Raw genomic sequence first — 11851 nt, 5'->3', positions numbered from 1 at the left:
AGGACGACCCTCCGCCTTGCGATCGCACGCACCAGACGCCGCGGGGCCCGCCCTTCGGGCGGACGACGGGACTTTCGAAACACGCCCTAGTGCCGCGACCGGCAAGGTTCGCCCGTTTCGGCCGCCGGGGCGGCGGCGCCGTCGCTCGGGGCGGCAGGCCATTCGCGGTGTCCTTCGTCATGCCAGAGCGGGCGTCGGTCGACCCGTAGGCCGAGGATCTCCGGTCGCGCGTAGTGGCCGCGGGAGTCGACCCAGACCTTGACGGCGTTGATGTCGGCGAGGTCGATCTCGGCGGTGACGAGCTTCTCCTCGAGGCCGGTGTGCGGGCCGGCGAGGTACTGGTTGAAGGGGTGGATCACGGCCGACCAGCCGCCGCCCGCAGTGATGTGCTTCTGTGGTCCGACGGTGGACTCCATCCACTGCAGGCACGTCTCGTCCACCGGGTTTCCGGCGGAGATGACGAACGCCTGCGCCGTGAGCGCGTGGGTCTTCATCATGGCGTCGATCTGGACGTCGGCGACGGTCTCGAAGCCGGTCATGGTGGACAGACCGGGCCATGCCGCGGCGTGGATCTGCTGGCCCTGAGTGATCAGGGCCTGCCGGGCCAGATTCATGGTGTGTTCCCAGCAGGCCAGACCGCCGATCCGGCCCAGGGTGCTGTCGAAGACGCTGAGGGTGGCGCCGCCGCCCTGAGCCCACACGATCCGTTCGGCATAGGTGGGCTGGAGCTTGCGGTGAACTCCGAGAAGGGTGCCGTCGGGTTCGATGAAGACCTGGCTGTTGAAACACGTGCGGGTCCCCGCGAGCCGTTCGCTGACACCGAGAACAACGCCGACCCCGGCGCGGTCACAAGCGGCTTGGACCCGGGCGATCTGCGGACCGGGCACCTCGACGGACGCCTCGGCGTAGGCGGCGTTGGCGCCCTGCTGGTCCAGCGGGGCGTACGCCTCGATCCAGTACGGGTAACCGGGCACGAATGTCTCGGGAAACACCAGCAGGTCGATGCCATCCCGACCGGCCTGTTCGATGAAGCGGATGACCTTGCCGACGGTCGCCTCGGTGTCCATGAACACCGGAGCGGCGTGCACCGCCGCGACAGTTCGTTTCGTGGAAGTGGGGGATGACATGTTGGAGTCCTCCTCAGAAGTGGAGCGCACCGGAAGGAACAGACCGTCGAGCGGTGTCCGGGGCGCACGGTTCGGATGCGGATGAATCAGTGAGCCGGTCACGGAGCAGCCTGCCATCGTTCGCAGCGACGCGTACATGCGCCCTGCCGCCGTTGCCACGGCCAGTGTCCACCGGCTGCACGACGTCCTCGCGGAAGCTGTGTCGGTCCGGTGAACAATGTGCCATGGCGCGCGAGGGCGCTGCTGATCGCCCGGATCGCCATCGTGCTGTCTGCTCGAGTTGCTGCTGAACCTGACCCGCCCGCATGTGCTGGCCGACGAACCGGCGCTGTCGATCTTCTACAAGCTGCCCAAGGGCTTCAGCAAGCAGTCCGGGTTCTCGGGCTCGCTGGAGCGACTGCTGACACATGCCGCGCTTCGTCTTCTGGACCGTACTGGCGGGAATCGTGGCCGGTGTGGCCATCCAGATCTTCGCGGCCGTGACACGTCAATCCGACCGCCGCTTGGCCAAGTTGACCTGGCTGACGCTGGGATGTCTGCTACTGCCGTTCGGCCTGATCCCGCTGACGGTCGTGATCGAGATACGTTCCGCTGGCCTTGGCCTGCTTGCCCGGCACGGTCTTCGTACTGCTCCTGCTGCACAGCGGGGTGCGGTTCGTGCGGGGTTCCGCCGGCGGTTTTGCTGGCCGCGTTCGGCTGGGGCGCGTTGATTGTATTCGGGCTCGGCCGCGCCAAGGTGTGGCTCTGCGAGCGATCTCCATGGTCCGGCGAACAGGCTCGGGCGCAGGCTTTCCGCGCTGATCGTCCCGCGAGGGCGTCATCGACGTTGAGTGCCCGGCGCAGTGCATCGAGATCAGAGTTCGCGCAGCGCAATACGCTCTGTTCCGAACAGGTCACGGTTGGTTCCTGCTGCCCGACCGCCGCCTGCGGTTGCGCACCTCGTGTTGGAGATGCGGCAGCCCGCACACGGAGCGAGCATCGAGTGGTGGGTACTTTGGACTCACACGGACCACTGAACGGCTCGGGAGGTGAAGGCATGGCCGAAGAGCATCGAGGGCCGACGCTCCCCCAGCACCGTGGCCCGCTCTCCGCAGCGATGTCCGGATCTCTCCGAGGAAGGCAGGCGTTGCCCGACACGACAGCGGTGAGCCGGGCCAACCCATACGGTGATGATCTTCAGCTGGCGTTGTACACCTGCTACGAATTGCATTACCGGGGTTTCGACGGGGTCGATCCCGATTGGGAGTGGGAACCCTCGCTTCTCGCGGTCCGTGCCGCGTTGGAAGAACGTTTCCTGACCGCTCTGCGCCGTAATGCGGGCGTTCGACAGTCGCTGGAACACGTCCTGGCCAATCTGCTGGTCGAGTCTGTCGATGGTGGCGGCGTATCGGAATTCCTCGAGAAACGGGGCACGTTGGACCACCTCCGCGAGTACGCGAAGCAGCGTTCCCTCTACCACCTCAAAGAGGCGGATCCGCACGTCTGGGTGCTTCCACGGCTCAGTGGTCGTGCCAAGGCAGGCATGGCCGCGGTCGAGTACGACGAATTCGGCGGCGGAAGGGCGGACCGTGTGCACGCCCGACTTTTCGCTGACCTCATGTCGGATCTCGGCCTCGAGACGGACTACGGCCACTACCTGGACACCGGCTGCACTGAGATGCTCGCCCTGGTGAACGCCATGTCGTTCTTCGGGCTGCACCGGCGCCTGCGCGGAGCCCTGGTGGGCCACTTCGCCGCTGTGGAAATCACCTCGTCGCCGACCTCCCGGCGACTTGCGCGCGCCATGGAGCGCACCGGTGCCGGGCCGTCTGCGGAACGCTTCTACAGAGAACACGTGGAGGCCGATGCTGTGCACGAGCAGATCGTTCGACGGGACGTGATCGGCGGACTGCTCGCAGAGGAACCCGAGTTGGAGCCGGACATCACATTCGGAATCACCGCGACCTCACACCTGGAGGACCGCCTCGCGAGACGGCTTCTCACCGTCTGGGACGCATGAAACGGTGAAACACCGCCTCGCCTCAAATCCGATCCCGTACACGGCCTGCCGCGCCGAGAGGCGACCAACGCTTTCCGAAGGGAACATGGAACCACTGTCCGGTCCCCCGGCGGGAGCAAGCACATGGCTGACGTACTGATGGACTCCTCGGTCCCTTTTCTCGTCAGGCTACCGGGGGTTTACGCACCGCAACGCGATACACAGCTGCTGATGGCGGCGCTCAACCGGGAGAACATCAGGCCCGGGACAGCCGTGCTCGACATCGGCACGGGAAGTGGCGCCCTGGCCATACGGGCCGCGCAACTGGGCGGGAAGGTGACGGCCGTCGACATCACGCACCGGGCGGTCGCGACAGCACGCCTCAATGCGATTCTGCACCTTCGCCGCATCACCGTGCACCACAGTGATCTGACCTCCTCCGTACGCGCACACTCCTACGACCTCCTGTTGTGCAATCCGCCCTACGTGCCCGCTCCCGATGCGGACACCCCGCGGTACGGCGCCTCTCGCGCCTGGAACGCCGGGACCGACGGTCGGGCAGTCGTCGACCGCGTCTGCGAGAGTGCGCCCGCGGTGTTGCGCCCACGTGGGGTACTCCTGATGGTGCACTCCGGACTGTGCGACGTCGACACAACACTGAAGCGGCTGAACCGCGTGGGCCTGGATGCGACCGTCAGCAACCGTGTGCACATACCCTTCGGGCCAGTGCTGCTCTCAAGGATGAACTGGCTGCGGGAGCGAGGACTATTGAAGAAAGAAGAGGGAGCAACCGAGGAGTTGGTGGTCATCCGTGCCGAACGAACCTGAATCCCCCAGGCGCATCACCATGACGGAACGAGGCCCCCTGCTGGTGGAGGGGCCGGTGGAAGTGACCGGCCCAGACGGGGCCGCACATGTCTCGGATCGCTGCGTCGTCGCGATCTGTACGTGCCGACGCAGCGGCATCCTCCCCTGGTGCGACACCAGTCACCGTCGCCGTGCCGGACGGCGCACGGCTTCCACGGACGGTTCGGACCCGGAACCCGCTTCGGCCCCGGGAGCGTGTTTGGAGAGCTCTCGCTGCGCCGCCACTCTGCTCGAAAGGAACGAAAAATGCCCGACAACGATGTGAGCATACGAAAGGTGCTGGCGATCGTCTCGAACTACGGCGTCGAGCAGGACGAACTCCTGAAGCCCTTGGAGCATCTACGGGGCTGGGGGGCCGAAGTGGAGGTCGCGGCCGTGTCGACGGACCACGTTCAGACTCTCGTCGGTGACAAAAAGCCGGGCCAAACGGTGCCGGCTGACCACGCCCTGAAGGACGTGGACCCGGCAGACTATGACCTGCTGCTCGTGCCCGGTGGCACCGTGAACGCGGACTCCCTGCGCGTTCAGGAACGCGCCATCGAGATAGTCCGCTCCTTCACTTCGTCGGGCCGCCCCGTGGCAGCCATCTGCCATGGCCCGTGGGCCTTGGTCGAAGCCGGCGTTGTCGACGGGAAAACCATGACCTCGTTTCCCTCCCTCCGGACGGATATCCGCAATGCCGGCGGTGAATGGATGGACGCGCCGGTGGTCACGGACGATTCGCACGGCTGGACCCTCATCACCTCACGCCGTCCCGGTGACCTGGAGCCGTTCCTCCGTGAAGTGGATTCGGCGCTCGCCGTCGACGCCCAGTGAACCGATGGAGGGCTCGCGGGCCAACCACTACTCCAGGGCACAGCGGTGTGCGAGTCGCGACAGCTGTTCCATCTGCTCCGCGCGGCGGGCCTTGACGTAGGCGATCTGCCGCCGCGGAGTGCAACCGCGAGAGAGCTTTACCCGGTCCGACCCGGTGGAGTAGTGAATCTGCGAAATGCCCTCGGAAAGCGCGATCCGCAGCAACTCGTAGTAGACCAGGCCGAAGTAGAGCGGCAGCTTGCCTTGCGCCTCGTAGTCGAATCCGGCCTGGCGAGCGTACATCTCCCCACCGTGAGTGAACGTGAGGACGAAGCCTGCCAGGTGTCCGCCGAGGGAGGCGGTGGCTTCAGGCTTCGGTAGGCGGCCACCTCCACCGCTTCGGGGCGACTTGTCCTGGGTGTGGTACTCATCGCTCACCCTTGATCGCTGTGTCGATCACCGGGGTGAGCTGCCCCAGAGCCGCTTCCGCCCTGCGCACCGCGTCGCCGGTCGTGTCGCCGACCGCCACGACATAGCCCAGCAGGTCGAGATTGCTCTCGGCGGGGCGGACACGGTCGCCCGGGTGGGGCTTCCAGGTCCACATCCACCACGCCGGGGATGCGCCGCGCCAGGTCCGCGCCGCCGATCGTGGTCAGGGCTCCCGACTCGCGGGCAGCCAGGTAGCGGGACGCCGCGGCCTGGCCGCGGGTAGCCGTGAGGTCGGCCGGCTGCCCAGCGTGCAGCCTGATCACTTCGCGCTGCAGATCGATGCCCGTCGCCTCGCGGATGAGCTGGGTGATCTCTGCGCCGGGCATGCGGCCGTTGACCTCGACGATGCGGGGACCCTTCGCGGTCATCTTCACCTCGACGTGCGCGGCGCCGAAGTCGTGGCCGACCGCCTCCAGCGCCCGGCAGGCCAAGTCGGTGCACTGCTCACGCACCGGCGTTGACAGCATCGACGGAAAGGTGTCGCCCATCTCCACGAAGTGCGGGTGGGGGCCGAGAGCCTTGTCCGTGACGCCCAGGACTCGCCGCTCGCCGTCCACCAGCACGGATTCGACGCTCACCTCGTAGCCCAGGAGGTACTCCTCCACGAGCGCGCCGGGGCGCCGGGGCTGGCCCCGGAAATCGGTCGGCGCCGAGCTGATGTCCCGGTAGGCCGCGAGGACTTCTTCCGGCGTAGCGGCAGAGGGCGACGCCGATGCTGGCCGACTCGGTCATCGGCTTCACCACGCATGGGTAACCGAAGCGGTCTGCGGCGGCGAGAGCGTCCTGCTCGGTCGTGGCCTGGTGGAAGCCGGGCGCCGCGACACCGGCCGCCTCACAGGCGCGCCGCATCAGCAGTTTGTCCCGGCAGGTGCGGGCGGCCTGGGGCGATAGCCCTGGCAGGCCGAAGCGGGCAGCCACCTCTGCCACCGCGAAGAACTCCGCAGCGGCGGGGTTCGCAGCAAGGGCCTCGGTCAAAGTCGTCAGCCATCTCTCAGCTTTGCGCACAGGCCGCCCTCGCCGCTCCGCCTCCCGCGCCTCAGTGCCGGACGCGGAGAGTTCACCACCTCTGCCCGGGTGCGCGGTCATGGTCATCAGTCGGCCGATCATGCTCAGACCAGGGTGGAGATGCAGAACGGGTGGCCGGCAGGGTCCAGCAGGACCCTCCACCGATCAGGCTGCGGCTGAGCCGCGGGCTCGACGGCGCCAAGGGCCAGTAGCCGGGCCTGGGCGGCGTCCAGGTCGTCGACACCCAGTTCGATGTGGGCCTGTTTTTCGTGGGATGGGTTCGGCCAGGTGGGACGCTGGTAGTCGGCCAGCCGGCAGAAGCCCAGTCCGGCCGAGCCCTCCTGGCCGAGCAGGATGAAGTCGTCGCTGGAGTAGACGACGGGCAGGCCAAGGGCGTCGCCGTAGAAGCGGGCCAGCTCGGCGGGGTCCGGGCAGTCGAACGTGACGGCCGAGTAGCGGATCGCTGGCGCAGATGTGGTTCCGGTGCTCATGGGGAAGACGCTACGGCGGGACCAGGACAGATTCGGTCCTGGTCATGGGAGAGACTTCGGGATGTGATCAGCACCTCCGCCCGCCTGCTGCGAATGGTCTCGCTGCTGTCCGCGCGGCCGTCGTGGACCTGCCGCGAGCTGGCCGGACGGATGGAGGTCACCGAACGCACCGTCCGCCGGGACATCGCCAGGCTGCGGGAACTCGGCTACGGCGTGGAGTCCGAGCCCGGGCCGTGGGGCGGCTACCGCCTGGGCCGCGGAACCCGGGTGCCGCCGCTGGTCCTCGACGACGAGGAGGCACTCGCCGTGGCCGTCGCCCTGCGCGAGGCCGCGCTCAGCGGCGTCCTCGGCAGCGACCAGGCCTCGCTGTCCGCGCTGCTGAAACTGCGCCAGGGCCTGCCCGCGCGGATCGCGGACCGGCTGGGCGAGTTGGACGCCGCGTTCGTGCACACACCCAGGCCTGACAAGCGGCAGATCGCACCGGGCATGCTGCTGGAACTGGCCACCGTATGCCGCCGGGGCGAGCGCACTCGCCTGTCGTACCAGGACCGGGAAGGGAAGGCCACCGTCCGGAATGTCGACCCGTACCGTCTCGTGCACACCGGGCGCCGCTGGTACTTCGTCGCCCGGGATGTGGCGCGGGACGAGTGGCGGACGTTCCGGGCCGACCGGGTGACGCAAGCGCAGCCGACGGGGCAGGTGGTGGAACTCGTCGACCCGCCCGACCCGGCGCTTCTTGTCTCGCGAGGCATCGCCAGCAGCGCGTACCCGCTCTACGTGACGGTCCGCCTCCCGCTGCCCCTGGACCGGACACTGCGGCTGGTCCCGCCTACAGTCGGTACCCACCGCCCGGACGGCCCCGAGGCCACCATCGTCGAGATCGGCGGCCCCGACGCGGACGGGCTCGCCAAGTACCTGCTCAGCCTGGGCACCCCGCTACAAGTGCTGTCCCCGGACGACGTGCGGCATGCACTGCTGCGCCGTACCCGAGAACTGTTCGAGGACAACGAGGGCAGTCGGCTCTCGTAGGGTGTTACGCGGGCACGAGCGCCGACCTCAACCGGTGTCGGAGGGTTCCCCGGAACTGCCCTTGTTCAGCCGCCGGGCGTCGCCCAGCTCTTGTCAGCGCCATGCCGTTCACACCCCCACCAGCAACCTTTTCAGTACGGGCTTCCTACGCCTTCAGTACGGGCTCCCTACGCCAGTGCGCCGATGGTGCCGAGCTGCGCAAGTTCTGCCTCTGCGCGCAGCTCCTGGCCGATGCATGATCCTTTCGGTCCCGACGGCCAGATCCCACAGGTCTGTCTTGGCCCTCCCCACCCCTATAATTGAAGAGTTCTTCAATTGCTTAGTTGCTCTGGTGCCTAGGTGATCCACCGTCCGGAGGTCGCATGAACGAAGTCGCCGAGGCGCTGCTTGTGCGGGTACACACGGCGCGAGCCGGTCTGGCGGCCGCCGTGAGCGCCGACGACGCGTATGCCATCGCGGTGGCCCAGGACGAGCTGGACGACGCGGTGCGGCTGGCGCGGCAGCACGGGCTGGACATCGAGGCGACGGGGGCGGAGGAGGGGTGATCGGGATGCCGGTTCCGCTGTATGAAGCAAAGGCCGAATTCTTCCGGATGCTCGGCCACCCGGTCCGCATCCGCGTGCTCGAACTGCTACAAGACGGCCCAAAGCCGGTGCGCGAGCTGCTCGCCGCGATCGAGGTCGAGCCGTCGAGCCTGTCCCAGCAGCTGGCCGTTCTGCGCCGTTCGGGAATCGTGACCGCGACGCGTACCGGTTCGACGGTGGTGTACGAGCTGGCCGGGGGTGATGTGGCCGAGCTGCTCGCCGCCGCGCGGCGGATCCTGGCCACCTTGCTCATCGGTCAGCAGGACCTGCTGGACGAGCTGCGCGCGGCGGAGGCGACGCGTTGACCGGCAATGGCGGGTTCCGGGTACCGTGGCGGCGCGGCAGGCGGCCGGCTGCGGCCACCGAGCATGTGCCGCCTGTGATGCCGGCACATCGCCTCGTTCGCGTTGGGGCCTGAGGCGGTGAGACGAGCCCGGGAAGCGGAGGCTGAGCACCTCCCTGCGGCTGGCGTCGCACCAGGCTCCGCATTCGCTCGCGGACCCGGTGCTGTTGGTGACCAGCGAGCTGGTCACCAACGTGCTGCGGCACGCCCCTGGCTCGCCGGTGATGGACATGGGGATCACGGTCGCGGCCGGGCAGCTGGTCGTCAGCGTCGCGGACGCCGAGCCGAGGCTGCCGGATCTCAGCGACGAGGGCATGGGCGCGGGGCTGCGGATGGTGGCCGAGCGCCCACCGAGTACGACGGCGACGTCAGCGCGGAGCCCGCCGTCGACCATGACGGCAAGGTCGTCCTCGTGCGGTTCAGCATGCCGTCGTAGGCACGTGGACATCAGTGGCATCACGGGAAGCAGAGAGAGGGCACGGTGGCTGAACAAGCGTCCGACGAGTCTGCGGGCAAGCAGCGCAATCGGCAGACCAAGAAGAAGGACAGGGAGTCGTGGATCGAGCGCGGTGTCGCCATACGGGTGGGGTTCTACATCTTCGGCACGCACCTCATCGCCGGATGGGTGATGCTGCTCTTCTACCTGGGCCAGCACGCACACAAGTGACCCGGTACGAGGGCGCGCGCACCCGCGAAAAGGGCCGACCGGCCCTGAAACCGACCCGGGCGGTCTATGGCCCGGCTCCTTCCGGCCAGGGAAGATCGGCTGTCCGGGCGGTCGGCTGCGATGGGCCCGTGCCCCGGGTCGTCGAGGCCATTTCCAGGGCGTCCAGGGGGAGATCGGTCCGCATGTGGTTGGCGAGCTGCCATCCGACGATCGTCCGCGAATACACGTCCAGGACAAAGGCGACGTAGACCCAGCCCGACCAGGTGCGGAGCTTCTTCTTGACCGCGACCGCGAGGGAGAACCGCGACCCCGTGCGGGCGGCAGGCAGCGACGACCTTGTGGGAGAAGTGCGCGGAGTCGGCGCGGACGATGATCTGTGCCCATCGCGCGGACCGTGGCAAGGGCCTCGCGCAGCAGCGACGCGGCGCCCTTGCCGGAGTTGGCCGAGCCCTTGCGCAGCCTCGTTGCCACGATCACAGGCGCTCAGGTGGACATCTTGACGGTGACGATCTGGAAGTGCAGGCCGCGCTGTTTGGTGTAGCCGAAGGAGGCGCCCTGCTTGGCAGGCCCGTACACGGGCTTGACCTTCGAGTCGATGTCGACGAACACCACCTCGTCACCGTTGGGGACCAGGCCGGTGTGCGCGGCCTGCCGACAGGTGAACGCCCGCATGGCAGAGTCCAGTTGACGCCCATGCCCCCAGGTGAACGCACGCAGGAAGGTGCCGAGAGTGGACGGGGCACGCACGCCGCCGAACAGGCGGGGCAGCCCGCCGTGGCGCAGCACGTCCAGATCGTCGATGATGTCCGCGCCGGCCACCATCCCGCCCACGATCGACAGGGCCTTCGCGTCGGCGGTCGTCCCGGCACCGTTCTTCGCGCCGGTGAGTTTTACCTTCTCGGCCACCAGGGCAGGCAGACCGCACCGCTCGGCCAGCCGGATCGGGGGTCCACAGGCCGACCGTTAACGTGGTGGATCCAGGCTGAACAGCTGCCGCAGTGGCGCGATTCTTCCCACCCCGTTTGGCGCTGATCGTCGCGATGACAGCTCCGTCGCTGACTGGGAGCGGCATGTCAACGCGCAACGCCCCTGCCACCGGGCAAGGGCGTTGCGCGAGATGGTCTGTTTCAGGATGCCTTTTGGTCGGCGGGCTTCTCGATCTCGGTGGTCACCCGTGCCCCTCGGAAGAGCACCGGGAGCCACAGGAGACATGCCAGCAGGGGGACCGCGGCGTAGGTGGCCATGCCCACACTGGAGCCCAACCCGTCCATGAGCGCGCCGAGGACGAGATAGCCGATGCCGATGAGCGCCGACTCCACGAATGCGATCATCGACAGCAGGCTCGCCCGGTGGCGCGACGGCACGGCCTCGTTGAACACGTTGTCCACGAGCACGGCAGTGATCTCGGGAATTCCGACCAGGACCAGGAACGCGGCGATGGTGACCCAGACAAGGCCGAGGCCGCTCAGGCCGAGCGCCACGGCGAGCGTCAGGAGAGACACCGGGACGATGACCCGATACCCGATGCGCCGATCCGCGCGGTCCGACAGCAAGGGAGTGAGTCCGCCGACGAAGAATCCCGCCGATATGACCACGCTGACCAATGCGGTGCCCGCTCCCTGATCGGAGAGGGTCTTCTGCGTAAAAATGATGTACGGCGTCAAAGTCGCATGCATCAATCCGGACACCACGACAAGCGTCACGAGCGCCGGCGTTGCGACCCGAAGCATCGCCCGCCATGCTGTGGCGTCGCCGTGCTCCTTCTCGGCTCCGTCCTGCTCGTCCACCGCATCCGCGCCGCGGATCTCGGGCACCCGTGACATCAGCACCACCACTGCCAGGACGAGGCACGACGCCGAACCGACGTAGACGATTGCCCAGGAAATCTGCTGCAGTTGGCCGCCGAGGACGATGGCGACTCCCGAGGTGACCGTCCCGAGCATGGTGAACCGGGATTTGATCTTGACGTAGCTGGCCGTTGCACCACGACTCACGAGCAGGTCGTACAGCAGGGCGGTGTCCGAACCGGATACACATGCCATGCCCACGCCCTGGCCGATGAACAGCGTCAGGAACACCCAGTAGTTGGAGGACGTCACCTGACCGAGCAGACATCCAGCTATCAGCACCTGGCCGATCACGATGCTGGCACGCCTGCCGATTCGGTCAGCGATGACTCCCGTCGGCAACTCCGCAAGTCCGCTGACCAGGTAGAGCAGTGTCTGAAGGAGGGCCACTTGCCCGGCGGAGAAGCCTCGCTGCTGAAGGAAGAGGACGAATACGCCGCGCTGGAACAGCGAGTTGGCGAGCACGGCGTATACGTAGAACGGGCGCGTAACGCTTCGTGCTGCATCGTCGACTGCAGCCGACCCGCCAAGGGCCTCCGTGGTGCCGGTCATGCTGCAGGCTCCCCCTGGTGACTCCGCTGATCATTGGTGTTGGGCCTCCGCCGTCGACCGGGACCTCCAGTCCGTAC

Annotated in this window: 16 protein-coding genes and 1 pseudogene; 9 read left to right on the top strand and 8 right to left on the bottom strand. The window is 67.6% G+C overall.

The annotated features are described in order from the left end of the window. Positions 1-86: 86 nt before the first annotated feature. Complete coding sequence (locus tag ABT115_RS24825; protein ID WP_351793787.1) at positions 87-1127, bottom strand: carbon-nitrogen hydrolase family protein; 1041 nt, start codon at positions 1125-1127, stop codon at positions 87-89. Positions 1128-1534: 407 nt separating this feature from the next. Here ABT115_RS24825 and ABT115_RS24820 point away from each other — a divergent pair, with 407 nt between their 5' ends. From ABT115_RS24820 to ABT115_RS24800, 5 genes are all read left to right on the top strand, one after another. Continuing rightward, positions 1535-1837: a hypothetical protein gene (locus ABT115_RS24820; RefSeq protein ID WP_351793784.1), complete on the top strand. Its 303-nt coding sequence runs from the start codon at positions 1535-1537 to the stop codon at positions 1835-1837. A gap of 326 nt (positions 1838-2163) precedes the next feature. Next, entirely contained in the window at positions 2164-3126 is a 963-nt protein-coding gene (locus tag ABT115_RS24815; RefSeq protein ID WP_351793781.1) for an iron-containing redox enzyme family protein, read from the top strand. 123 nt (positions 3127-3249) lie between these two features. Then, positions 3250-3933: a HemK2/MTQ2 family protein methyltransferase gene (locus ABT115_RS24810; RefSeq protein WP_351793778.1), complete on the top strand. Its 684-nt coding sequence runs from the start codon at positions 3250-3252 to the stop codon at positions 3931-3933. A 19-nt stretch (positions 3934-3952) separates the two neighbouring features. Continuing rightward, positions 3953-4237 carry a CDGSH iron-sulfur domain-containing protein gene (locus ABT115_RS24805; RefSeq protein WP_351793795.1) on the top strand — a complete coding sequence of 95 codons (285 nt, stop codon included), beginning with the start codon at positions 3953-3955 and terminating at the stop codon, positions 4235-4237. Continuing rightward, positions 4219-4788 (top strand): type 1 glutamine amidotransferase domain-containing protein, encoded by a 570-nt coding sequence (locus tag ABT115_RS24800; RefSeq protein ID WP_351793776.1) that lies wholly within the window; start codon positions 4219-4221, stop codon positions 4786-4788. Before ABT115_RS24805 ends, ABT115_RS24800 begins: the two co-directional genes overlap by 19 nt. A 27-nt stretch (positions 4789-4815) precedes the next feature. Here the strand turns inward: ABT115_RS24800 and ABT115_RS24795 are convergent, their stop codons facing one another. The 4 genes and pseudogenes from ABT115_RS24795 to ABT115_RS24780 all read right to left on the bottom strand — a co-directional run bounded on the left by ABT115_RS24795 (position 4816) and on the right by ABT115_RS24780 (position 6752). Next, entirely contained in the window at positions 4816-5205 is a 390-nt protein-coding gene (locus ABT115_RS24795) for a GNAT family N-acetyltransferase (RefSeq protein WP_351793773.1), read from the bottom strand. Then, positions 5195-5371, bottom strand: coding sequence for a hypothetical protein (locus tag ABT115_RS24790; RefSeq protein ID WP_351793770.1), 177 nt, complete (start codon positions 5369-5371; stop codon positions 5195-5197). The genes ABT115_RS24795 and ABT115_RS24790 overlap by 11 nt, the downstream gene beginning before the upstream one ends. 211 nt (positions 5372-5582) lie before the next feature. Next, positions 5583-5861 (bottom strand): annotated as a pseudogene (locus ABT115_RS24785) (ATP-grasp domain-containing protein); the annotation flags it as partial. 504 nt (positions 5862-6365) lie between these two features. After that, a complete protein-coding gene (locus ABT115_RS24780) occupies positions 6366-6752 on the bottom strand; it encodes a VOC family protein (protein WP_351793767.1) in 387 nt (128 codons plus the stop codon). 63 nt (positions 6753-6815) lie between these two features. Here ABT115_RS24780 and ABT115_RS24775 point away from each other — a divergent pair, with 63 nt between their 5' ends. The 4 genes from ABT115_RS24775 (at position 6816) to ABT115_RS24760 (ending at position 9375) form a co-directional block, all read left to right on the top strand. Next, the gene (locus ABT115_RS24775) at positions 6816-7781 is read left to right on the top strand and encodes a helix-turn-helix transcriptional regulator (protein ID WP_351793764.1); all 966 of its coding nucleotides are present in this window, start codon (positions 6816-6818) and stop codon (positions 7779-7781) included. 362 nt (positions 7782-8143) lie between these two features. Further along, positions 8144-8326 (top strand): hypothetical protein, encoded by a 183-nt coding sequence (locus ABT115_RS24770; RefSeq protein ID WP_351793761.1) that lies wholly within the window; start codon positions 8144-8146, stop codon positions 8324-8326. Between the two features lie 5 nt (positions 8327-8331). Continuing rightward, a complete protein-coding gene (locus ABT115_RS24765; protein ID WP_351793758.1) occupies positions 8332-8670 on the top strand; it encodes an ArsR/SmtB family transcription factor in 339 nt (112 codons plus the stop codon). A gap of 519 nt (positions 8671-9189) precedes the next feature. Further along, complete coding sequence (locus ABT115_RS24760) at positions 9190-9375, top strand: DUF6126 family protein (RefSeq protein ID WP_351793754.1); 186 nt, start codon at positions 9190-9192, stop codon at positions 9373-9375. A gap of 64 nt (positions 9376-9439) precedes the next feature. Here ABT115_RS24760 and ABT115_RS30940 read toward each other — a convergent pair whose 3' ends face one another. From ABT115_RS30940 to ABT115_RS24745, 3 genes are all read right to left on the bottom strand, one after another. Further along, a complete protein-coding gene (locus tag ABT115_RS30940; protein WP_502969158.1) occupies positions 9440-9601 on the bottom strand; it encodes a hypothetical protein in 162 nt (53 codons plus the stop codon). 257 nt (positions 9602-9858) lie between these two features. Next, the gene (locus tag ABT115_RS24750; RefSeq protein WP_351793751.1) at positions 9859-10281 is read right to left on the bottom strand and encodes a hypothetical protein; all 423 of its coding nucleotides are present in this window, start codon (positions 10279-10281) and stop codon (positions 9859-9861) included. A 221-nt stretch (positions 10282-10502) separates the two neighbouring features. Continuing rightward, positions 10503-11774 (bottom strand): MFS transporter, encoded by a 1272-nt coding sequence (locus ABT115_RS24745; protein WP_351793749.1) that lies wholly within the window; start codon positions 11772-11774, stop codon positions 10503-10505. Positions 11775-11851: the final 77 nt, after the last annotated feature.

The sequence above is a fragment of the Streptomyces sp. NPDC001832 genome (genome assembly GCF_040297265.1).
Classification (GTDB): domain Bacteria; phylum Actinomycetota; class Actinomycetes; order Streptomycetales; family Streptomycetaceae; genus Streptomyces.
Note: the sequence above shows the minus strand (reverse complement) of the source record. Positions and strands in the feature narration are given on the sequence as shown.